The following is a 20,921-nucleotide window of genomic DNA, read 5'->3' as shown; positions in this document are numbered from 1 at the left end:
CGGATGCGGGTATCGGAATACGACTCAGACGAAGGCGCTCTTGCCGGTGATCGAGCGACCCACGATGAGGTTGTTCATCTGGTAGGTGCCCTCGTAGGTGTAGAGCGCCTCGGCGTCCGCGAAGCGCCGGGCGACGCCCTGGTCGAGCTGGATGCCGTTGCCGCCGAGCGCCTCCCGGCACCAGCCGACGACCTCGCGCCCGCGGGCGGTGACGAAGGCCTTGGCGAGCGCCGCCTGCTGGTCGTAGGGGCGGCCCTCATCCATCAGCTGGCTGAGGCGGGTGCACATCGCGATCGAGGCGGTGATGTTGCCTAGCGAGCGCGCGAGCAGGTCCTGGACGAGCTGGAAGGAGGCGAGCGGGCGGCCGAACTGCTCGCGCTCGGTGACGTAACGCACGGCCGCCTCGTAGGCGCCGACGGCGTTGCCGACCGCCTGCCACGCCACCTCGGCGCGGGTGAGGGCGAGCACGCGGGCGGTGTCGCGGAAGCCGTTGCCGAGCTGCAGGCGACGCTCCTCGGGAACGCGCACGCCCTCGAGCGTGATGTCGGCGTTCTGCACAACGCGCAGACTCTGCTTGCGCTCAATCTTGGTGGCGGTGAATCCGGGTGAGGTGGCGGTCTCGACGATGAAGCCCTTGACCTGGTCGTCGGCGACGTCGCGCGCCCAGATCACCACGACATCCGCGAAGGTCGCGTTGCCGATCCAGCGCTTGGCGCCGTCGAGCACCCACTCGCCGCCGACCCGTCGGGCGGTGGTCTCGAGGCCGCGTGCGGTGTCGGAGCCGTGCAGCGGTTCGGTGAGCCCGAATGCGCCGATGAGCTCGCCGCGCGCCATCCTCGGCAGCCATTCGGCGCGCTGGCCGGCGTCGCCGCACATGCCGATCGCGTTCATGGCGAGACCGGAGTGGACGCCGACGAAGGTGGCGACGGAGGCGTCGTTGCGGCCGAACTCGAGGGCCACCCAGCCGCGGTAGAGGGCGGTGTTCTCCCACAGCCGCGACTCCTCCCAGAGCGGGCCGTAGACGCCGAGCTCGGGGAAGATCGGTTTGATCTGGTGCGGGAACTCGGCGCGCTCCCAGTGGTCTTCGATGATCGGCGTCACGTGCTGCTCGAGGGCTTCGCGGATGCGGACGGCCCGCTCCTGCTCCTCGTCGGCCAGCAGCTCCTGCACGTGATAGAAGTCCACGTCGAGGGTTCGCTCGAGGGTTGCTGTCGTCATGTCTCGCTCCGTCGCGGTCGTCTGATTCCGGCCCGCCCGGGGTCGTCGAGCGGTGGCGGGATGACTATGCAACATTTTTGCGGATGTTGCAAGCGTGCGTATTCGGGCTACCATTCGGGACATGCCCGACGCGCCCATGACGCCCGCCGAACCCGGCGTCGGATCGCGCGCCACGAGGCTCGTGCCGAGCGCCCTCTCGGCGCGGCTGCACGGCGAGGTGCCGCACCGCGACGCGGCCCGGGCCTTCCAGCTCGCCCGGCGCGCCTTCCTCGCGGGCGAGCGCATCGAGATGGGCCCGCTCGCGGCCGAGCTCGGCGTCGACCGCACCTCGCTGTTCCGCTGGGTCGGCAACCGGGACGCGCTGCTCGCCGAGGTGCTGTGGTCGCTCGCCCAGGCGAGCCTCGACCACGCCGAGGAGCAGGCGACGGGCGAGGGCGCGGAGCGCGTCGTCGACGTCCTCGGCCGCTTCGCCGACGGGCTCGTGACGGCGCCGTACTTCCGCGACTTCCTCGCGCGGGAGCCGCAGCGCGCTCTGCGGCTCATGACCACGGGCGAGTCCGAGATCCAGCGTCGCTACGTCGCCGCCGTCGAGGAGCTGCTCGCCACCCACGCCCCCGAGGCGGGGCGCCCGGCGCTGCCCCGCCACGACCTCGCGTACCTCATCGTGCGCATCTCCGAGACCTTCTCCTACGCCGACCTCATCGCCGGCGAGGAGCCGAGCGCCGAGCGGGCGCGGGCGGCGTTCGCCCTCGTGCTCGGCGCCTGACCCGCCCGAGACCCGAGGATGAGCATGAGCGGCTACGGCTGGCACCACCCCTTCCCCACCCGCTGGAACGACAACGACGTCTACGGCCATGTCAACAACGTCGTGTACTACGCGGCGATGGACACGGCGGTCAACACCTGGATGATCGGCACCGGCGCGCTCGACCCGGAGCGCGGCGAGGTGATCGGGGTGATCGTCGCGTCGTCGTGCGAGTACCGCGCCTCCGGCAGCTTCCCCGAGACGCTCCGGGTGGGGGTGCGCGCGGGGCGTGTCGGCACGACGAGCGTCACCTGGGAGACGGGCATCTTCCGCGACTCGGACGACGAGCTGCTCGCCACCGGCACCTTCGTGCACGTGTTCGTCGATCGCGAGCATCGCCGCCCGACGCCGATCCCGGATGCGCTGCGCGCGGCGATCGAGGGCGAACTCATGATCGATCCGGCTTAAAACCGACCAGCCGGTATGCTACGGTTGCCGGCATGGACGACGGCGTCTCCCCCACGGGTCTCGACATCCGCGCCTTCGAGGCGTGGCTCGGCGCCCGCGCCCCCGAACTGCGCGGCGACGGCCCGCTCAGCGCCCGGCTGCTCACCGGCGGCCTCAGCAACCTCACCTACCGCATCCGCGGTGCCGCGGATCCGCTCGTGCTGCGCCGCCCCCCACTCGGGCACGTGCTCTCGACCGCGCACGACATGGCGCGCGAGCACCGGGTGCAGAGCGCGCTGAACGGCACCGCGGTGCCCGTGCCGAAGCAGTACCTGTGGGATGCCGACGCCGACGGCAGCGCCGGCGTCGGCACCGAGTTCACCCTCATGGAGTACGTCGAGGGCGAGATCCTCGACGACCTCGCCGACAACACCGGCTGGACGTCCGAAGAGCTGCGCGGCGTGAGCTTCGCGCTCATCCGCACCCTCGCCGAGCTGCACAGCATCGAACCCGCCGCAGTCGGACTCGCCGACTTCGGCCGCCCCGACGGATTCCTCGAGAGGAATCTCCGCCGCTGGGCGACCCAGTACCAGGGCAACAGGTTCCGCGAGCTGCCCGAGCTCGACCGTCTGCTCAAGCGGCTCGGCGCCGGCGTCCCCGCGACCCTGCACAGCTCGCTCGTGCACGGCGACTACCGGCTCGACAACGTCATCGTGCAGCGCAGCGCCGACGGCCCGCGGATCGCCGCCGTGCTCGACTGGGAGATGGCGACCCTCGGCGACTCGCTCACCGACCTCGGCCTCCTCGGCCTCTATTGGGACATCGCCGAGGTGACCGGCGACTCCCCCGTCAGCCGCACCTCCGTCGATCCGGCCGCCGGCTACCCCGGCTTCGACGAGCTGCTCGACGCCTACGCCGAGGCGCGCGGCATCGAGGTGCCGCAACTCGGCTGGTACACGGGCTTCGCCGCCGCCAAGCTCGCCATCATCCTGGAGGGCATCCAGCTGCGTCACGACCAGGGCGAGACCCTCGGCGCCGGATTCGACCACGTCGGCGAACTCGTGCCCCTGCTCGCCGCCGCGGGACTGCGCCGACTCGAGGGGGTGCGAGCCTGATGGACTTCGCCCCCTCCGCACGAGCCGCCGAGTACACCGAGCGGATGCGGTCCTTCCTCGACGAGGCGGTGCTGCCTGCCGAAACCGCCTTCGAGGAGCAGCTCGCCGCCACCCCCGACGAGTGGGGCACCCGCCCGATCGTGCGGGAGCTGCAGGTCGAGGCGCGGCGCCGAGGCCTCTGGAACCTCTTCCTGCCCGGTCACGAGGCGGGCCTCAGCAACCTCGAATACGCGCCCGTCGCCGAGCTCTCCGGCTGGAGCCCGCGGCTCGCCCCCGCCGCCATGAACTGCAACGCACCCGACACCGGCAACATGGAGCTGCTGCACGGCTTCGGCACCCCCGAGCAGCGGCAGGCGTGGCTCGAACCGCTGCTCGAGGCCCGCATCCGCTCGGCGTTCTGCATGACCGAGCCGGAGGTGGCCTCCTCCGACGCCACCAACATCGCCACCCGCATCGAGCAGGACGGCGACGAGCTCGTCACCACCGGGCGCAAGTGGTGGTCGACGGGCGCCATGAACCCGGACGCCCGGCTGCTCATCGTGATGGGCGTCACCGACCCGGATGCCGAACCTCACCGCCGCCAGTCGATGGTGCTCGTGCCGCGCGACACCCCCGGCGTGCGCATCATCCGCCCGCTCACCGTGTTCGGCTACGACGACCGGGACCACGGCGGGCACGCCGAGATCGCCTTCGAAGGGGTGCGGGTGCCCATCGGGAACCTGCTCGGCGGGGCGGGCGACGGCTTCGCGATCGCCCAGGCGCGCCTCGGCCCCGGCCGCATCCACCACTGCATGCGCGCCCTCGGGCAGGCCGAGCGCGCCCTGCACCTCGCCCACGAACGCGCCCACGCGCGCGTCGCCTTCGGGCGGCCGCTCGCCGAGCACGGCGTCATCCGGCAGCGCATCGCCGCCGCGCGCACCGAGCTCGAGGCGCTGCGGCTGCTCGTGCTCAAGACCGCCTGGCTCATGGACACCGTCGGCAACAAGGCCGCCCGCACCGAGATCCAGGCCATCAAGATCGCCGTGCCCGCCGCCGTCGGGCGCATCGTCGACGACGTCATCCAGCTCTTCGGCGCGGCCGGCGTCTCCGCCGACACCCCGCTCGCCGAGTTCGCCGCCGGCATCCGCACCCTGCGGATCGCCGACGGGCCCGACGAGGTGCACCTCGAGTCCCTCGGCCGGGCCCTGCTCCGCACCCCCGCCACCGCACCCCGAACCGCGCCGTCGACGGAGACGGCCCGACCCTGAGAGGCACGCCATGACCGCCACCTCGAAGCTCTACGACGGGCCCGGCTACGCGACGATGTCGATCGCCGCGATCCTCGCCGAGACCGCCCACCGCCAGCCCGAGCGCCCCGCGCTGCACTTCATGGGGCACACCATCCCCTACGGCGCCCTGTGGGACCAGACCCGCGCCTACGCGGGCGCGTTGCGCGAGCGCGGCATCGGCCCCGGTGACCGGGTGGCGATCGTCATCCCCAACGTGCCCGACTTCGTGCGGGTGTACTACGCGGTGCTCTCGCTCGGCGCGGTCGTCGTGCCCGTGCACCTGCTGTTCAAGGCAGACGAGATCGAGTACGTGCTGCGCGACTCCGGCGCGAAGCTCGCCGTCGTCGCCGCCCCCGTGCTCGAGGAGGCCGCCGTCGCGTGCGCCCGCGCGCAGGTGCCGCTCACGACCGTGCTGCTGCCCGAGGCGATCGCCGCCGAGAAGGGCATCCTGCGGCTGGAGGCCGAAGCCGCCGCGGCCACCCCGATCGAGCGCTACGCCTCAACCTCGCCCCTCGACGCCGCCACCGTGCTCTACACGAGCGGCACCACGGGCGCCCCCAAGGGCGCCATCGGCACGCACCTGAACATGATCGAGCAGGTCAACGTCGCCCTCATCGACACCTTCCCGATGACATGTGACGAGGTCGTCTTCGGCGGACTGCCGCTGTTCCACATCTTCGGGCAGATGGCGGTGCTCAACGTGACCTTCCGGCGCGGCGGCTCCATCATCCTGCTGCCCAAGTTCGACGCCGTCGAGGCGATCGAGCTCATGGCGGCATACGGCGCCACCGTGTTCACCGCCGTGCCCACCATGTACATCGGGATGCTGCAGGCCGCCGAGCAGACGGATGCGCGGCCGCCGCTCAACTTCGCCGTGTCGGGCGGCGCGGCCCTACCCGTGGCGGTGCTCGAACGCTTCCAGGAGGTGTTCGGCGCGCCCATACACGAAGGCTACGGACTCACCGAGACCTCGCCGACGGTGAGCTTCAACTACGTCGGCCGCACCCCGCGCCCCGGCACCGTCGGGCAGCCCAACTGGGGCGTCGACGTCGAGATCGCCGACCCCGAGAACGAGGACGCCATCGTGCTGCTGCCGCACGGCGAACTCGGCGAGATCGTGGTGCGCGGCTACAACCTGTTCGCCGGCTACCTCGGCCGCCCCGACGCCACCGAGGCCACCTTCACCGACGGCTGGTTCCGCACCGGCGACCTCGGCATCAAGGACGACGACGACTACATCACCATCGTCGACCGCAAGAAGGACATGATCGTGCGCAACGGCTACAACGTGTACCCGAACGAGGTCGAGCAGGTGCTGCTGCGCCATCCGGGCGTCGTCAACGCCGCCGTCTTCGGCGTCGCCCACGACACCCACGGCCAGGAGATCCACGCGGCCGTCATCCCGCACGACGACGCCGTCGACGCCGAGGAGCTCATCGCCTTCGTGCGCGACCGCATCGCCGCCTACAAGTTCCCGCGCGTCGTGCACCTCGTGACCGAGCTGCCGGTGGGCGCCTCCGGCAAGGTGCTCAAGCGCGAGCTCGTGGTGCGGTTCCAGCCGGCGCCGACCGCGTAATCCTCCACCTCCTCCAACCCCGCCCTCCTTCGACCCGTCGCGCCACCACCGCCACATCCGCACCGGTGGTGGCGCGAAGAGGGCCCCGGATGCAGTGCATCCGGGGCCCTTCGTGTGCGGGATCAGCTGGGGATGCCGCCGGAGAGGAGCTCGACCGGCGGGTTGTCCCACGGGACCACCGTGTCGCCCTCGCGCACCCAGCGCTTGCCCTCGATCGCACCCTGGATGCCGTCATGCACGACCGTGATGCCCGCACCGACGTAGCCCGAGTGGTTGTCGACGCCGAAGGCGAGCGGCACGAGGCCGGAGCCCTTCAGGTCACCCGACTGCACCGCCGAGACGAGGCCCTCGCGCGTCGGGTGCTTGCCGGCGTGCAGCAGCGCCTCCGCGAACAGGTAGCCCATCGCCATGCCGTAGACGACCGAGCCGGTGAACTCGGCACCGTCGTTGTACTCGTCGTTGACCTCGCGGAACAGCTCGATCCAGTTGTTCTCCGACTCGGTCGCCGACGGAAGGTAGTTGTCCGAGATGAAGCCCTCGAGCAGCAGCGGGGCGGCGTCGCCGAGGTAGCCGGCGAGCGGACCGTAGTCGGCGCCAGACGACGACGATACCCACTGCGGGAAGTACTTCAGCTGGGCGGCCGTGCCGATCGCGAGCGCCGTGAAACCGGTGATCGTGGCGAGCACGTTGACCTCGCAGCCGGCCGACTGCAACGCCACGATCTGCGCCGCCACGTCCTGGTTCGACACCGAATAGCTCTGCACCTCGGCGAGTCCGTCGGCACCGAGGATCAGCTCGAGGCCGGCCCGCACATCCGTGCCGAACTCGTCGTCCTGGCCGAAGAGACACACCTTCTCGTCGGCGAACTCCTCCGAGATGTACTGGCCGAGCACCATGCCCTCGGTCACGTAGTCGGTCTGGAAGCCGAAGGTGAAGGGGTACTTCTCGACCTGGTTCCAGGCGGCCGAGCCGGACGAGACGAACAGGTCGGGCACCTCGTTCTCGTTCAGGAAGTCGAGCACCGAGCTGTGTGTGGGGGTGCCGAGGCCGCCCAGGATCGCGAACACCTCGTCCTCGAGCACGAGCTCGCGCACCACCGTCTGGGTGGTGGCCGGGTTGTAGCCGTCGTCCTTGACGATGTACTCGATCGTGCGGCCGTTGATGCCGCCGTTCGCGTTCACGTAGTCGAAGTAGGCTGCGGTGGCCGCCGAGATCGGCGCATAGGATGCGGCGGCCGGGCCGGTCAGCGGCTGGTGGGTGCCGACCTTCACCGAGTCGTCGGTGAGACCCGGCTGCGCCTCCGAGCCGGGCGTGCTGCAGGATGACAGCACCAGCGCGCCTGCTACTGCAAGCGCGATCGCGGACACCGTCGTCGCACGTGCGTGCGGTTGCGTCATCGTGGTTCCTTTCGTGATTTCAGGTGGTGGGGGTTGGTGCGCCGGGGCGCCCCCGATGCCGGCGCAGGCGGCTGACAAGGCCTGCGACGGCGCCGTGGATGCCCCGGGGGGCGGCGAGCATGACGACGACGAGGATCACGCCGAACACCACGATCGCCAGGTTCCCGTCGAGCCGTTGCGACAGCTCGGCGGGGAGCGGGAGCGCCTCCGTCAGGGCGGAGGTGAGTTCAGGGACGAGCACGATGACGACCGCCCCCCAGACCGCGCCGGCGAGGGTGCCGACGCCGCCGATCACGACCGCGACGAGGAGGAAGAGCGAGAGGGTGAGCCCGTAGGCACCCGGCGAGACCGCCTGGGTGACGTAGGCGAGCACGCCGCCGCCGAGGCCCGCGGCGGCGGCGCTGATGCCGAACATGCCGACGCGCGTCGTGACGGGGTCGATGCCCGAGAGCCGGGCGGCGGGCTCGTCGTCGCGCACCGCCTGCATGCGGAGGGCGGCGGGGCTGCGCACGAGCTGCGAGAGGGCGCCGAGCACGATCGCGGCCACGACAAGCCCCACCCAGGCCTGCCACTGCTCCTGGGCGATGATCGAGGCGAGCCACTCGGGTCGCCGCTCGACCGAGACGTAGAAGCCGGCATCCCCGCCGAACAGGCCCGAGAAGGTGGCGGTGATCGACGACAGGGCTACGACGAGTGCGAGCGTGAGCCCCGCCAGGTAGGGGCCGTGCAGGCGGGCGCCCGCGATGCCGACGACGAGCCCGAGCAGGCTCGAGGCGACGACCGCGACGAGGAACGGCAGCAGCAGGTGGGCGAGGCTCGGCGCCTCCGCGTCCGCGAGTGCGTTCGAGGTGAAGGCGAACGCGTACGCCCCCGCCGCCATGAACGCGGCGTGCCCGAGCGACAGCTGCCCGGTGCGCCCGACGAGCAGCGAGAGCCCCGCGGTACCGCACACGTAGGCGGTCGCGAGGGCGAGCAGATAGTTGCGATACGGGTCGAGCAGGAAGGTGCCCGCGAGTGCCAGCACGAGGATGATGACGGTCGCGCCCCAGCGCTGCAGGGGCGACCAGCCGGCGGGCACGAGCAGCCAGTGCCGGCGCTTCGCGTGGCGGGGGCGGATCGCGTCGGGCGCGGGCGTATCGGTGGCCTGGGTGCGGGTCATGCGAGTCGGGCCTTCCGGAGCGAGAAGATGCCCTGCGGTCGCACGAGCAGCACGACGACCAGCAGGATGAGGATCGCGATCGGACCGACCGTGGCACCCCACAGCGTGGTCACCACGGTGAGCAGCACGCCGGTCAGCAGACCGGCGACGACGGCGCCGACGGGTGAGTCGAGGCCGCCGATGATCGCGACCGTGAACGCGTTGACGAACAGCAGGTCGCCCGAATGCGGCCCGAGCCCCAGCTCGGTGGGCACCGCGAGCAGCACCGCGAGGCCGCCGACCGCGCTCGACAGCATCCAGCCGATCGTGCGCATCCGCGACACCCGCACCCCGTTGAGCCGGGCGACCTCGTCGTCGAAGGCGGAGGCGCGCATCGCGAGTCCGAGCGAGGTGCGGGTGAACAGCACCGCGATGCCCGCCACCACGACCGCCACGACGACGAACACGAACAACGTGTACGGCGAGACGACCGCGACGCCGCCGAACTCGAGCGGCTCACGGCTGAACGGCACCGCGATCGGCTTGTAGTCGGCACCGAACAGGATGCCGAGCAGGCCGGTGAGCACCATGACGGCGCCGATCGCGACGATGATCGAGTTGAGCGGCGAGCGGCTCGGCACGAAGCGCATGAGGCCCCGCTCCATCCCGAAACCGATCGCGGCGCCCGCGACGAGCACCGTGACGATCGCCAGCAGGAACGAGCCCGTGCCGACGAGCACGAGATAGGCGAGGTAGGCGGAGGCGACCGCCATGGCACCCTGGGCGAAGTTGGCGATGCGGGTGGCCCGCCAGATGAGCACGAGGGCGAGGGCGAAGAGCGCGAAGACCGCACCGCGGGCGAGGCCGGCGCCGAGGAGCAGCAGGATGGTCGACATTCAGAACCCCAGGTAGAGGTGGCGCAGCTGCTCGTCGGCTTCGAGCTCGGCTGCCGGGCGGGTGGCGACGACGCGGCCGAGGTTCAGCACGACGCCGGTGTCGGCGATGGAGAGGGCGGTGCGCACGTTCTGCTCGACGAGCAGCACGGTGATCGAGAACTCGGCGCGCAGCCAGGCGAGCATCGACATGATGTCGGCGACCACCTTCGGCGCGAGGCCGAGCGAGGGCTCGTCGAGCAGCATCACTTTCGGGTGCGCCATGAACGCCCGGCCGATGGCGAGCATCTGCCGTTCACCGCCCGAGAGCGTCGAGCCCGCGCGGTGGCGGCGTTCGGCGAGCGCGGGGAAGAACTCGTACACCTCGGCGGTGTCAGCCGCGCGTTCGGCGGGGTCGCGCCGCCACAGCGCGCCGAGGCGCAGGTTCTCCTCCACGGTGAGCTCGGGGATCACCTGGCGGCGCTCCGGCACGTGCACGATGCCCCGGCGGATGCGCTCTTCGACGGGCACGCCCGCGAGCGAGAGACCGTCCTGGCGGATGTCGCCCGCGCTCGTCGGCAGCAGCCCCGAGATGGTGCGCAGCAGGGTCGACTTGCCGGCGCCGTTCGCGCCGACGACGGCGACGATGGCCCCTTCCGGCACGACGAGGTCGACACCGTGCAGGGCCGGGTCCTGGCCGTAGCCGGCGACGACGCCGTCGAGGGCGAGCGCGGTGCGCACGGCGGTGGGGGCGCTCATCGCGCCACCTCCTCGACGTCGTGGCCGAGGTAGGCCTCGGCGACGGCCGGATCCACCCGGATCTCGTCGGGCGTGCCCTCCGCGATGACGCGGCCCGCATCCAGCACGACGATGCGGTCGGAGACCGCCATCACGAGGTCGACGTGGTGCTCGACGAACAGCACCGCGGTCTCGGGGTTCTCGTCGACCACGTCGCGGATGAGCTCGCCGAGCTCGGTGATCTCGTCTTCGCCGAGGCCGCCCGCGGGCTCGTCCAGCAGCAGCAGGCGCGGGCGGGCGACGAGGGCGCGGGCGAGCGCGACCCGCTTCTGGATCGGGTAGGGCAGATCGTCGGGGTGGCGTTCGGCGGTGTCGCCGATGCCGAGCCCGTCGAGCGCCTGCTGCGCGAGGCCGGCCGCCTCGACGAGGTGCCGGGGGCCGGCGGGCAGCCCGACGAGGCCGCCGAGGATGCCGGGGGCACGCTCCGAGAGCCCCGCCATGACGTTCTGCCGCACCGTGAGGCCGGGGAAGAGCGCCAGCCCCTGGAAGGTGCGGGCGACACCCGCGGCGGCGAGCCGGTGCGCGCGCGGACGCGGCTGCCCGTCGACGAGCACGGTGCCGGACTTGGCGCGCGAGAGCCCGCAGATGATGTTGAACACCGTGGTCTTGCCTGCGCCGTTGGGGCCGATGAGTCCCACGATCTCGCCGGGGTGCACCTCGAAGCCGACCCGGTCGAGCGCGGTCAGGCCCCCGAAGCGGGCCGTCACCTCACGCACCGAGAGTCGCGCCGCGGGTGCGGGTATGCCGGAATCGGCGACGGACATCGCTCACTCCATCGTGTCGTCGGGTCGTCGTTCGAGCCACTGTAGCAGACCTACCGACCGGGCGGTATGTTTCTGCCGCGGGTTGAGCAGCCCGCGCAGCGGGCGTATCCAAACCCGTGCAGGCGTGGACCAGTGGGGCCTCAACCAGCGGGAAGGGGTGACGCCTACCGGTGCGGGAGGCAGGCCGTGATGCCGCCGTCGACGACGAACTCGGAGGCCGTCGAGTAGCGGGAGGCGTCGGAGGCGAGGAACGCCACGAGCTCCGCCACCTCATCCGGGCTGCCCGCGACCCCGAGCGGGATGGAGAACGATTCGGGGTCGAGGTGCGAGGTCATCTCGGTGGCGATGAGCCCCGGGTGCACGGAGTTGACGCGGATGCCGTGCCGCCCGAGTTCGATGCCGGTGGACTTGGTGATGCCCGTGACGCCGAACTTGCTGGCCGTGTAGGCGTGCAGGGCGGCGTTGCCGCGCAGACCGTCGACGGACGACAGGTTCACGATCGAGCCGCTGCCGCGCGGGCGCATGACGCGGGCGGCCGCCTGGATGCCGAGGAAAGTGCCGGTGAGGTTCACCTCGAGCACCCGGTTCCACTCCTCGAGCTCCTGCTTGGCGACGGATGCCGTGGTGGCGATGCCGGCGTTGTTGACGAGCACGTCGAGGCGCCCGTGCCGTTCGACGACGTCGGCGACGACGGCCGTCCACGCGGCGGAGTCGGTGACGTCGAGGTGCAGGAAGTGCTGTCCGAGCTCCGCGGCGAGCGCCTCGCCGTCGGCGTCGAGCACGTCGCTCAGCACGACGGCGGCGCCGTCGCGCACGAGGGCTCGGGCGATGGCGGCGCCGATGCCCCGGCCGGCGCCGGTCACGAGGGCGACCTTGCCGTGGAGCGCGCTCACGGCTCGACCACCGCGACGAGGCGGCCGACGGTGACGCCCGCGGCGAGCCGGTCGAGCGCTTCGGGCACCTCGGCGAACGGCACCTCGGTCACCTCCGGCCTCACGACCCCGGATGCCGCCAGCTCGGTGAGCGCGGCGTGCGCTTCGCGGGTGACGGCGGGGTTCTTGCTCATGTACAGCCCCCAGTGCACGCCGACGACGCTGAAGTTCTTCACGAGCACGATGTTGGCGGGGATCTGCTGGATGTCGCCGCCGGCGAAGCCGACGACGAGCAGCCGCCCCTCGAAGGCGATCGCCTTCTGCGCGGCCGCGTAGGTGTCGCCGCCGACCGGGTCGAACACCACCTCGACGCCGCGGCCGCCGGTTTCGGCTTTGACGCGCTCGACGATGTCGTCGCTCGAGCGGTCGATGACGACGTCCGCCCCGAGACGTCGGGCGAGCTCGCCCTTCGCGGCCGAGCCGACCACCGCGATCACCCGCGCGCCCGCGGCGGCGGCGAGCTGCACGGCGGCCGAGCCGACGCCCCCGGATGCTGCGGTCACGAGCACGGTCTCGCCCGCCTGCAGGGCGGCACGTCGATTCAGGCCCACCCACGCCGTCTGGTAGCCGACGGTGAGCGCGGCGGCCTCGGCGTCCGTGAGCGCGGGCGGGGCGGGGAACACGGAGCCGGCGGGCAGCACGGCCTCCTCGGCGAGCACGCCGATGAGCGAGCCGACGACGCGGTCGCCGACGGCCACGGCATCCACCCCCGCACCCACGGCGGTGACGACGCCACAGCATTCGACGCCGGGCACGAAGGGCGGCTCGGGCCGTACCTGGTACTGCCCGCGGCACAGCAGCACATCGGGGAAGTTGAGGGCGATGGCAGTGGTGCGGATGCGCACCTCGCCGGGTCCGGGTTCCGGGAGTTCCCGCTCGACGAGCTCGAGCACCTCCCCCGGCTCGCCGTATGCGGTGGCCTGCCATGCCCTCGATGTCATGTCGCTCGTATGCCTTTCAGGAAGAGGTCGGTGATCTGCTCCGCCACCTGCGTCTTGGTCTCGGCACCGGTGGGCTTGTACCAGTTGGACAGGTAGTGGATGTCGGAGAAGAAGTTGGCGACGAGCAGCGCCGTCGGGATGTCGTCGCGGTAGAGCCCGTCGGCCTGCCCACGGGTCACGAGCGCGGCGAAGGCGTCGTTGTACTCGCGGCGGCGGCGGGTCACCTCGGCCTGCCGTTCGGGCGAGAGCATGTGCACGGAGCGGAAGAACACGGTGCCTTCGGGCAGTGCGTCGATGGAGGTCTCGACGACGTCGACGCACGCCGCGCGCAGGGTCTCGGCGGTGGGCAGGCCCCGCGCGATGATCTCGTCGAGGTGTTCGCGCTGCAGGGTCAGCATCCGCTCGTAGATGCCGAACAGAAGGTCGTCCTTGGAGCGGTAGTAGTGGTACATGGCGCCCTTGGTGACGCCCGCGCGTTCGACGACCTCCTGCACGGAGGTGTTCGCGTAGCCTTTCTCGGCGAACAGTTCCACGGCGGCCCGGGCCACCTGGTCGCGCACGTTGAAGTCCTTCATCGGGTTGCTCCTGCCGACTGTCCGATCGGGCGGAGCGATCCCCCGCCGTCGATCACGATAGTCCGGCCGGTGATCCAGGCGGCGTCGTCGGAGAGCAGGAAGGCGACGGGTCCGGCGACTTCGGCGGGGGTGCCGAGTCGGCCGAGCGGGAACTGGGCGGCGACCTCCGCCTCGCGTCCGTCGTAGAGAGCCTTCGCGAAGTCGGTCTTGACGATCGAGGGCGCGACGGCGTTGACGCGGATGTCGGGGGCCAGTTCGTAGGCGAGCTGGGTGGTGAGCGAGATGAGCGCCGCCTTGGAGATGCCGTAGAAGGCGATGCCGGGGCTCGTGCCGATGCCGGCGATGGAGGCGATGTTGACGATCGCACCACGGCGTTCGCGCAGCCCCGCGGCGACGGCGTCGCGGGTCCATTCGAGCGCGCCGATGACGTTGACGTCGAGGATCTTGCGGGCGGCTGTGGCGTCGATGTCGAGGGCGGGACCGTAGACGGGGTTGATGCCGACGTTGTTGACGAGCAGGTCGAGGCCGCCGAGTTCGCGGATGCGGGCGTACACGGCGGCGCGGTGTTCGGGGTCGTCGGCGCGGCCGGCCACCCAGTGGGCGTCGTCGCCGAGGCGTTCGGCCGACTCGCGGAGCGGCTCCTCGTGCCGCGCGGTGATGACGACGCGGGCCCCTTCGGCGACGAGGCGTTCGGCGATGGCGTAGCCGATGCCGCGGCTCGCCGCGGTGATGAGGGCGAGCTCGCCGTCGAACCGTCGCATGCGTCCTCCCGGGGCTCCGTCGCCGTCGGCCACAAAACCGACTGCTCGGTATGTTACCCATCAGCGGGCGGGATGCAACTCTTGACAGCCAAAACCGACCACGCGGTATGCTGCGTCCACCCGACGTCGAAGGAGACGCTCCCATGCTCGAAGGCACCGCCGCCGACCGCTACACCGGCCTCCGCGAGGAGTTCGCCCGCCGGCTCGAGCACGAGGAGCTCGGCGCCTCACTCGCCGTCTACGAGCACGGCGAGCTCGTGGTCGACCTCTGGGGAGGCTGGGCCGACGAGGCTCGCACCCGCCCCTGGGAGCGCGACACCATCACCAACACCTGGTCGTGCACCAAGACCGTCACCGCCCTCGCCGTGCTGCTGCTCGTCGACCGCGGCGACATTGACCTCGACGCACCGGTCGCCCGCTACTGGCCCGAGTTCGCGGCCGCCAGCAAGGAGGGTGTGCTCGTGAAGCACCTGCTCTCGCACACCTCCGGCGTGCCCGGCTGGGCCGACCCGGTGACCGCCGAGTTCCTCTACGACACCGAGGGGGCCGCCGCCGCCCTCGCCGCCCAGGCCCCCTGGTGGCCGGCCGGCACCGCATCCGGCTACCACCTGCTCGATTACGGGCACCTGCTCGGCGAGCTCGTGCGCCGCATCGACGGCCGCACTCTCGGCACCTTCGTGCGCGAGGAGCTCGCGGAGCCGCTCGGCGCCGACTACGCGATCGGCCTCGACCCCGCCGACTTCGCCCGCATCGCGAACGTGGTCCCACCGCCGCCCACCCAGCTCGACTTCTCGCAGCTGCCGCCCGACGCCCCCGCCCTGCGCACCCTCGGCAACCCGTACCTCGACGCCACCGTCACCTGGACCGACGCCTGGCGCACCGCCGAGCTCGGCGGTGCGAACGGCCACGGCAACGCCCGCTCGCTCGGCCGCATCCAGTCGCTGCTCACCCACGGCGGCGAGCAGGACGGCCGCCGCTACCTCTCCCCCGCGACCATCGAGCGGGTCTTCGAGCAGCAGTCCGACGGCATCGACCTCGTGCTGTTCCAGCCGCTGCGTTTCGGCATCGGCTACGCGCTGCCGCATCCCGCCGTCACCCCGTACCTGCCGGGCGGCTCGCGCGTCGCGTTCTGGGGCGGATGGGGCGGCTCGCTCATCCTGAACGACGTGGAGCGCGGTGTCACCTTCAGCTACGTCATGAACCGGATGTCGGAGGGCATCATCGGCTCGGAGCGCTCGAACGCCTACGCCGCCGCCCTCTACGCCGCCCTCGCCTGAACTCAGTCGAGGAACAGCGCCCGCAGCCGACGGGTGGTGAAGAACAGCCCCACCACGATCATGACGGCGTAGTACGCGACGTGCACCAGCAGCTCCGGCCCCACGACGCCCGTCGTGAGCCCGCGGATCAGCTCCACCCCGTGCCAGAGCGGCAGCGCCATCACGAACCACTGCACCGGCTCCGGGTAGATCGTGATCGGGAAGAACGTCGCCGACAGCATGAACATCGGGGTGAGCACGAACATGATCCACTCCATCTGCTGGAAGGTCGTGAAGTAGCTCGTCACCCCCATCCCGACCGCCGCGAAACCGAAGGCGATGAGACAGACGGCCGGCACCGCGAGCAGCGCCCACCACGAGAGGTTCAGCCCCATGAGCTGCATGACGATCTGGAACCCCACGCCGTAGACCGCCCCGCGGAACAGCGCCAGCAGGATCTCGCCGAGGGCGATGTCGAGCGGGCCGAGGCTCGTCGCGAGCATGCCCTCGTAGAGCTTGCCGAAGTTCATCTTGAAGAAGACGTTCCAGGTGGAGTCGTAGATCGCGCCGTTCATGGCCGCCACCGCGAGCAGCGCCGGCGCGATGAACGCGGCGTACGGGATCTCGCGACCCGTGGCATCCGTGACGGTGCCGATGAGCGCGCCCAGCCCCACGCCGAGCGAGAGCAGATAGAAGACCGGCTCGAAGAATCCGGATGCCATGACCACCCAGTTGCTCGACCGCGTCGCCACGAGACCGCGGCCGACCACCGCGCGCGCGTTGCCGGCGTAGAGGGCACGCACCCCGCCACGCCGCAGCAGCCGCTGCTCCGTGACGGCGCTCACGTGTCGAGCCTCCCCCGCATCACCCGCACCGCGAGCCGCCAGCCAGCGACCGCGAGCACGACGAGGAACACGAGGTGCACGGCGATGAGCCAGCCCGGACGGTCGGCACCGTAGCCGACCACGCGGCCGAGCTCCGCACCGTGCCAGAGCGGCGAGAGCCAGCCGATCGGCTGCAGGAACGCGGGCAGCTGGTCGAGCGGGAACAGGGTGCCGCTGAACAGGGTGAGCGGCAGCACGAGCACCCGCTGCATGACCGCGAACTGGCCGCGGTCCTCCCGCAGCGAGGCCGAGTAGGCGAACAGCGGGGCGCCGAGCGCGATGCCGCTGAGCACGGCGACCGGCACCGTGAGCACACCCGTCGCGGCGGGCACCCCGCCGAACGCCGCCATCACGAGGAAGTAGACGAGCGTCGTCGCGGCGATCCGGATCGAGGCGAAGATCATGAGCCCGTCGACCACCTGCCGCGCGGAGAGGGGCGCCGCGTGCATGCCGAAGTAGACCCTGTTCCACTTGAGACCCTGCATGACGGGGTAGCTGAACTCGTCGGAGGCGATCATGACGGCGGAGGTGGCGATGAGGGCGGGGGCGATGAACACGAGGTAGGACACCCCGTCGACGCCCGCCGGGCCGGTGTTGGCGTTCACCAGCACGCCCAGGCCGATGCCGAACGCGAGCAGATACATGAACGGCGTGCCCACCGCGGTCGCGACGCTGACCCCGAGGTAGCGGCGCCAGACGCGGAGGTGGTGCTCGGCCACGAACCAGGCGCCGAAGCGCCGCGAGGCGACCGCCGCGGCGCGGGCCTCGGCGGTGAGCGATGCGGTGCCCACGGCATCCGTCATTCGATGAGCGACCTTCCCGTGAGACGCAGGAAGACGTCTTCGAGGCTCGAACGCCGCACGAGGCTCGTGAGCGGCTGCAGGCCGCGCGCGGTCAACTCGACGAGCGCCGCCTCGCCGTCGTCCGCGTAGACGAGCAGCCGGTCGGGCAGCACCTCGAGCCGGTCGCCGAGCCCCGCGAGCCTCTCGGCGGCGCCCGCGTTCTGCTCCGAACCGAACCGCACCTCGAGCACCTCGCGCGTCGAGTACCGGCGGATGAGCTCGGCGGGGCTGCCCTCGGCCATGATGCGGCCGTGGTCGACCACGACGAGGCGGTCGCAGAGCTGCTCAGCCTCGTCCATGTAGTGGGTCGTGAGCAGCAGCGTCGTGCCCTGCTCCTTGAGGCGGAACAGGCGATCCCACAGGATGTGCCGCGCCTGCGGGTCGAGGCCCGTCGTCGGCTCGTCGAGCAGCAGGATGCGGGGCTCGTTGATGAGGGCGCGCGCGATCGTGAGGCGGCGCTTCATGCCGCCCGAGAGCTCGTCGACCTTCGCCTTCGCGCGGTCGGTCAGCTGAGCGAACTCCAGCAGCTCGTCGGCGCGCTCGGCGATCGCGCGGCGCGGGAGGCCGAAGTAGCGGCCGTAGACGAGGAGGTTCTCGCGCACCCGCAGCTCGTTGTCGAGGTTGTCCTGCTGCGGGACGACGCCCAGGCGCGAGCGGATCTCGGGGCCGTACTCGTCCGGGTCGAGCCCCAGCACCGTCAACTCGCCGGAGGTGCGGGTCGAGACGGCGCCCACCATCCGCATGGTGGTCGACTTGCCCGCCCCGTTCGGGCCGAGCAGGCCGAACGACTCGCCGGCCGCGACCTCGAAGCTCACCCCGTCGACCGCCGCGACCTCGCCGTAGCGCTTGACGAGCTCGGAGGCGGCGATCACGGTCACAAGAGACGAGCCTAGGACGGTCCGCCGACACGGCCTAGGTTCCGAGGCGTCGCCTTCCGTCGCCCGAGTGCGCGCCCAGGCGACCGGAAGCGACGCCTCGACGCGGGTAGCGTGAGGGGGTGAGTTCCCCCGACGCCCCCGCGCGCCGCAATCCCTTCCGCCGCACCCCCGACACCGGCCCGCGCGCCTCGTTCCGCGAACTGCTGCCGTACCTCACCGAGCACAGGGGGCTCCTCGCCCTCGCGATCGTGCTGAGCCTCGTGTCGGCCGGGCTCTCGCTGGCCCAGCCGGCGCTCGTGAGCCAGGTGATCTCGCTCGTCGAGTCGGGCGGGGCGCTCGGCGCCCTCGCCTGGCTGCTCGTCGCCCTCGTCATCGGCAACGGCATCGTCACCGCCGTGCAGCACTACCTGCTGCAGCGCGCCGGCACGAGCGTCGTCTACTCCTCGCGCCGCGCCCTCATCCGGCGCCTGCTGCGGCTGCCGATCCGCGAGTTCGACACCCGCCGCACGGGCGACCTCGTCTCGCGCGTCGGCAGCGACACCACGCTGCTCTACGCCGTGCTCACGCAGGGGCTCGTGGATGCGCTGGGCGGCGCCGTCGTGTTCGTCGGCGCGATCGTCGGCATGGCGATCATCGACCCGCTGCTGCTCGGGGCGACCGTGCTCGTGATCGCCGTCGCGATCGCCGTCGTCGGCGGGCTCTCGGGCCGCATCCGGGTGGCGAGCCGGGAGCAGCAGGAGAAGGTGGGCGATGTCGCCGCGGGCGTGCAGCGGGCGATCGCCGCCATCCGCACGGTGCGCGCGGCGAACGCGACCGAGCGCGAGTCGGTCGCGATCGAGCGCGAGGCGAAGGCGGCGTGGGGGGCCGGCATCCGCGTCGCGAAGGTGTCGGCGCTCGTCGTGCCGGTCGCGTCGATCGCGATGAACGTGTCGTTCCTCGTGGTGCTCGGCCTCGGCGGCTACCGGGTCGCGTCGGGCGCGATCACGATCGCGAACCTCGTGGCGTTCATCCTGTTCCTGTTCCTCATGATCATGCCGCTCGGGCAGGCGTTCGGCGCGGTCACCTCGGTCAACCAGGCGCTCGGGGCGCTCGGGCGCATCCAGGAGATCATGCGCATCCCCTCGGAGGACGAGGGCGACGCCTCCGTCGCCGCGGCGCCCGCGATCGAGACGGATGACGCGATCCGGTTCGAGGAGGTGCGCTTCGCCTACCCCGAGGCGGCACACAAGACGGAGCGCGAGAAGGTCATCGCCGAGACCGTCGGCGACGAGCCGCCGGACGACCGCGAGGTGCTGCACGGGGTGTCGTTCGCCGTGCCGCGCGGCTCGCGGGTGGCGCTCGTCGGACCGTCCGGGGCGGGCAAGTCGACCATCCTGGCCCTCATCGAGCGCTTCTACGACCCGACCGCGGGCGTCGTGCGCGTCGACGGGATGGATGTGCGCGCCCTGCCGCGCGAGGAGCTGCGCGCCCGCATCGGCTACGTCGAACAGGACGCGCCCGTGCTCGCCGGCACGATCCGCGACAACCTGACCCTCGGCACCCCGGACGCCACCGACGCGCAGTGCGCCCAGGTGCTGCGCTCGGTGAACCTGGGCGAGGTGCTCGACCGCGACCCGGCGGGGCTGGATGCCGCGGTCGGGGAGGACGGCGTCATGCTCTCCGGCGGCGAGCGTCAGCGGCTCGCGATCGCCCGCGCACTGCTCGCGGCGGCGCCCATCCTGCTGCTCGACGAGGCGACGGCATCCCTCGACGGGGTCAACGAGCAGCTGCTGCGCGAGGCGATCGACGCGGTCGCGGCCGACCGCACGCTGCTCATCATCGCCCACCGGCTGTCGACCGTCGTCGACTCGGATGCCATCGTCGTGCTCGACCACGGTCGCGTCGTGGGCGTCGGCACCCACTCCGAGCTCGTCGCCACCGTGCCCCTCTACCGCGACCTCGCGAAGCACCAACTCCTCGTGTAGCGGGGTCGCTGCGGCCCTGCCGCTGCCCCTGCCCCTGCCCCTGCCGCCGCCAACCGCTCCCGCGCCCTCCAGTGGTGGGAGCAACCGCACCAGCGGCGGGAGCCCCCTCCGGCCCGGGCGGCAAACCGTGCATGCGGCGGGAGAAGTTGCTCCCGCCGCGTAGCAACTACCCCGCCCAGAAGAGCAGGATGCGGGCACTGGGCACTGGGCACTGGGCACTGGGCACTGGGCACTGGGCACTGGGCACTGGGCACTGGGCACTGGGCACTGGGCACTGGGCACTGGGCACTGGGCGGAGTCAAGCGGGTGCGGCGGGAGATGTTGCTCCCGCCGCACCGCGGCAACGCCGCCCGCTGCGCAGCGCGAGGGCGTCGTGGGCGCGGGCGTTGCGCAGGCCGATCCGTCCATCCGGCCGGCTCCGTCCCGGGCCAGCATCGCTCCGCACCGATCTGGGTTGCGCCCGGGCGGAGGAACCTGCACTCGGCGGGGGCAACTTCTCCCGCCGCATGCACGGTTTACCGCCCGGGCCGGGTGCTTCTCCCGCCGACGG

At 71.7% G+C, this 20,921-nt stretch carries 20 protein-coding genes; 7 read left to right on the top strand and 13 right to left on the bottom strand.

Annotated features, from left to right (window positions below; translation table 11 throughout):
* Positions 1-24 precede the first annotated feature (24 nt).
* A complete protein-coding gene (locus D7I47_RS08430) occupies positions 25-1,218 on the bottom strand; it encodes an acyl-CoA dehydrogenase family protein (protein WP_120762625.1) in 1,194 nt (397 codons plus the stop codon).
* 121 nt (positions 1,219-1,339) lie between these two features.
* On the opposite strand from D7I47_RS08430, the gene D7I47_RS08425 reads away from it, so the two are divergent.
* The 5 genes from D7I47_RS08425 to D7I47_RS08405 are packed head-to-tail and all read left to right on the top strand — an operon-like array spanning position 1,340 to position 6,369.
* A complete protein-coding gene (locus D7I47_RS08425; protein WP_227000546.1) occupies positions 1,340-1,984 on the top strand; it encodes a QsdR family transcriptional regulator in 645 nt (214 codons plus the stop codon).
* Between the two features lie 24 nt (positions 1,985-2,008).
* Positions 2,009-2,431: an acyl-CoA thioesterase gene (locus tag D7I47_RS08420; RefSeq protein WP_120762624.1), complete on the top strand. Its 423-nt coding sequence runs from the start codon at positions 2,009-2,011 to the stop codon at positions 2,429-2,431.
* Between the two features lie 32 nt (positions 2,432-2,463).
* Complete coding sequence (locus D7I47_RS08415; protein WP_120762623.1) at positions 2,464-3,525, top strand: phosphotransferase family protein; 1,062 nt, start codon at positions 2,464-2,466, stop codon at positions 3,523-3,525.
* On the top strand, positions 3,525-4,772 hold the full coding sequence (locus tag D7I47_RS08410) for an acyl-CoA dehydrogenase family protein (protein ID WP_120762622.1): 1,248 nt from the start codon (positions 3,525-3,527) through the stop codon (positions 4,770-4,772). The genes D7I47_RS08415 and D7I47_RS08410 overlap by 1 nt, the downstream gene beginning before the upstream one ends.
* Before the next feature lie 10 nt (positions 4,773-4,782).
* Complete coding sequence (locus D7I47_RS08405; RefSeq protein ID WP_120762621.1) at positions 4,783-6,369, top strand: long-chain-fatty-acid--CoA ligase; 1,587 nt, start codon at positions 4,783-4,785, stop codon at positions 6,367-6,369.
* Between the two features lie 122 nt (positions 6,370-6,491).
* On the opposite strand, the gene D7I47_RS08400 is transcribed toward D7I47_RS08405, so the two are convergent.
* The 9 genes from D7I47_RS08400 to D7I47_RS08365 form a co-directional block, all read right to left on the bottom strand.
* Complete coding sequence (locus tag D7I47_RS08400) at positions 6,492-7,766, bottom strand: ABC transporter substrate-binding protein (protein ID WP_120762620.1); 1,275 nt, start codon at positions 7,764-7,766, stop codon at positions 6,492-6,494.
* Positions 7,767-7,785: 19 nt separating this feature from the next.
* Positions 7,786-8,925 carry a branched-chain amino acid ABC transporter permease gene (locus tag D7I47_RS08395; RefSeq protein ID WP_120762619.1) on the bottom strand — a complete coding sequence of 380 codons (1,140 nt, stop codon included), beginning with the start codon at positions 8,923-8,925 and terminating at the stop codon, positions 7,786-7,788.
* On the bottom strand, positions 8,922-9,800 hold the full coding sequence (locus D7I47_RS08390; RefSeq protein ID WP_120762618.1) for a branched-chain amino acid ABC transporter permease: 879 nt from the start codon (positions 9,798-9,800) through the stop codon (positions 8,922-8,924). The genes D7I47_RS08395 and D7I47_RS08390 overlap by 4 nt, the downstream gene beginning before the upstream one ends.
* A complete protein-coding gene (locus tag D7I47_RS08385; RefSeq protein ID WP_120762617.1) occupies positions 9,801-10,535 on the bottom strand; it encodes an ABC transporter ATP-binding protein in 735 nt (244 codons plus the stop codon).
* Positions 10,532-11,338 carry an ABC transporter ATP-binding protein gene (locus tag D7I47_RS08380; protein WP_120762616.1) on the bottom strand — a complete coding sequence of 269 codons (807 nt, stop codon included), beginning with the start codon at positions 11,336-11,338 and terminating at the stop codon, positions 10,532-10,534. Before D7I47_RS08380 ends, D7I47_RS08385 begins: the two co-directional genes overlap by 4 nt.
* Before the next feature lie 164 nt (positions 11,339-11,502).
* Positions 11,503-12,231: an SDR family NAD(P)-dependent oxidoreductase gene (locus D7I47_RS15055; protein ID WP_227000544.1), complete on the bottom strand. Its 729-nt coding sequence runs from the start codon at positions 12,229-12,231 to the stop codon at positions 11,503-11,505.
* Positions 12,228-13,211 carry an NADPH:quinone oxidoreductase family protein gene (locus D7I47_RS15050; protein ID WP_120762615.1) on the bottom strand — a complete coding sequence of 328 codons (984 nt, stop codon included), beginning with the start codon at positions 13,209-13,211 and terminating at the stop codon, positions 12,228-12,230. The genes D7I47_RS15055 and D7I47_RS15050 overlap by 4 nt, the downstream gene beginning before the upstream one ends.
* Positions 13,208-13,786, bottom strand: coding sequence for a TetR/AcrR family transcriptional regulator (locus D7I47_RS08370; RefSeq protein WP_120762614.1), 579 nt, complete (start codon positions 13,784-13,786; stop codon positions 13,208-13,210). The genes D7I47_RS15050 and D7I47_RS08370 overlap by 4 nt, the downstream gene beginning before the upstream one ends.
* Complete coding sequence (locus D7I47_RS08365; RefSeq protein ID WP_120762613.1) at positions 13,783-14,547, bottom strand: SDR family oxidoreductase; 765 nt, start codon at positions 14,545-14,547, stop codon at positions 13,783-13,785. Before D7I47_RS08365 ends, D7I47_RS08370 begins: the two co-directional genes overlap by 4 nt.
* A 143-nt stretch (positions 14,548-14,690) precedes the next feature.
* Between D7I47_RS08365 and D7I47_RS08360 the strand changes: the two genes are divergently transcribed.
* Positions 14,691-15,824 (top strand): serine hydrolase domain-containing protein, encoded by a 1,134-nt coding sequence (locus D7I47_RS08360; protein ID WP_120762612.1) that lies wholly within the window; start codon positions 14,691-14,693, stop codon positions 15,822-15,824.
* Between the two features lie 2 nt (positions 15,825-15,826).
* On the opposite strand, the gene D7I47_RS08355 is transcribed toward D7I47_RS08360, so the two are convergent.
* From D7I47_RS08355 to D7I47_RS08345, 3 genes are read right to left on the bottom strand one after another with little or no spacing between them, the layout of a single operon-like run.
* Entirely contained in the window at positions 15,827-16,648 is an 822-nt protein-coding gene (locus D7I47_RS08355; RefSeq protein ID WP_120762611.1) for an ABC transporter permease, read from the bottom strand.
* Entirely contained in the window at positions 16,645-17,478 is an 834-nt protein-coding gene (locus D7I47_RS08350; RefSeq protein WP_227000542.1) for an ABC transporter permease, read from the bottom strand. Before D7I47_RS08350 ends, D7I47_RS08355 begins: the two co-directional genes overlap by 4 nt.
* Before the next feature lie 8 nt (positions 17,479-17,486).
* Positions 17,487-18,407 (bottom strand): ABC transporter ATP-binding protein, encoded by a 921-nt coding sequence (locus D7I47_RS08345; RefSeq protein ID WP_120762609.1) that lies wholly within the window; start codon positions 18,405-18,407, stop codon positions 17,487-17,489.
* A gap of 119 nt (positions 18,408-18,526) precedes the next feature.
* On the opposite strand from D7I47_RS08345, the gene D7I47_RS08340 reads away from it, so the two are divergent.
* Entirely contained in the window at positions 18,527-20,371 is a 1,845-nt protein-coding gene (locus D7I47_RS08340) for an ABC transporter ATP-binding protein (RefSeq protein WP_120762608.1), read from the top strand.
* The last annotated feature ends 550 nt before the right edge of the window (positions 20,372-20,921 follow it).

It is taken from the genome of Protaetiibacter intestinalis, assembly GCF_003627075.1.
GTDB classification, from domain to species: domain Bacteria; phylum Actinomycetota; class Actinomycetes; order Actinomycetales; family Microbacteriaceae; genus Homoserinibacter; species Homoserinibacter intestinalis.
The sequence above is the reverse complement of the archived record's forward strand: the minus strand, read 5'-3'. Positions and strand labels throughout refer to the sequence as shown.

What these genes read in the sequence shown, in the direction of transcription:
- D7I47_RS08430 (WP_120762625.1), bottom strand. Translation starts at nt 1,218, where the DNA reads ATGACGACAGCAACCCTCGAGCGAACCCTCGACGTGGACTTCTATCAC.
- D7I47_RS08425 (WP_227000546.1), top strand. Translation starts at nt 1,340, where the DNA reads ATGCCCGACGCGCCCATGACGCCCGCCGAACCCGGCGTCGGATCGCGC.
- D7I47_RS08420 (WP_120762624.1), top strand. Translation starts at nt 2,009, where the DNA reads ATGAGCGGCTACGGCTGGCACCACCCCTTCCCCACCCGCTGGAACGAC.
- D7I47_RS08415 (WP_120762623.1), top strand. Translation starts at nt 2,464, where the DNA reads ATGGACGACGGCGTCTCCCCCACGGGTCTCGACATCCGCGCCTTCGAG.
- D7I47_RS08410 (WP_120762622.1), top strand. Translation starts at nt 3,525, where the DNA reads ATGGACTTCGCCCCCTCCGCACGAGCCGCCGAGTACACCGAGCGGATG.
- D7I47_RS08405 (WP_120762621.1), top strand. Translation starts at nt 4,783, where the DNA reads ATGACCGCCACCTCGAAGCTCTACGACGGGCCCGGCTACGCGACGATG.
- D7I47_RS08400 (WP_120762620.1), bottom strand. Translation starts at nt 7,766, where the DNA reads ATGACGCAACCGCACGCACGTGCGACGACGGTGTCCGCGATCGCGCTT.
- D7I47_RS08395 (WP_120762619.1), bottom strand. Translation starts at nt 8,925, where the DNA reads ATGACCCGCACCCAGGCCACCGATACGCCCGCGCCCGACGCGATCCGC.
- D7I47_RS08390 (WP_120762618.1), bottom strand. Translation starts at nt 9,800, where the DNA reads ATGTCGACCATCCTGCTGCTCCTCGGCGCCGGCCTCGCCCGCGGTGCG.
- D7I47_RS08385 (WP_120762617.1), bottom strand. Translation starts at nt 10,535, where the DNA reads ATGAGCGCCCCCACCGCCGTGCGCACCGCGCTCGCCCTCGACGGCGTC.
- D7I47_RS08380 (WP_120762616.1), bottom strand. Translation starts at nt 11,338, where the DNA reads ATGTCCGTCGCCGATTCCGGCATACCCGCACCCGCGGCGCGACTCTCG.
- D7I47_RS15050 (WP_120762615.1), bottom strand. Translation starts at nt 13,211, where the DNA reads ATGACATCGAGGGCATGGCAGGCCACCGCATACGGCGAGCCGGGGGAG.
- D7I47_RS08370 (WP_120762614.1), bottom strand. Translation starts at nt 13,786, where the DNA reads ATGAAGGACTTCAACGTGCGCGACCAGGTGGCCCGGGCCGCCGTGGAA.
- D7I47_RS08365 (WP_120762613.1), bottom strand. Translation starts at nt 14,547, where the DNA reads ATGCGACGGTTCGACGGCGAGCTCGCCCTCATCACCGCGGCGAGCCGC.
- D7I47_RS08360 (WP_120762612.1), top strand. Translation starts at nt 14,691, where the DNA reads ATGCTCGAAGGCACCGCCGCCGACCGCTACACCGGCCTCCGCGAGGAG.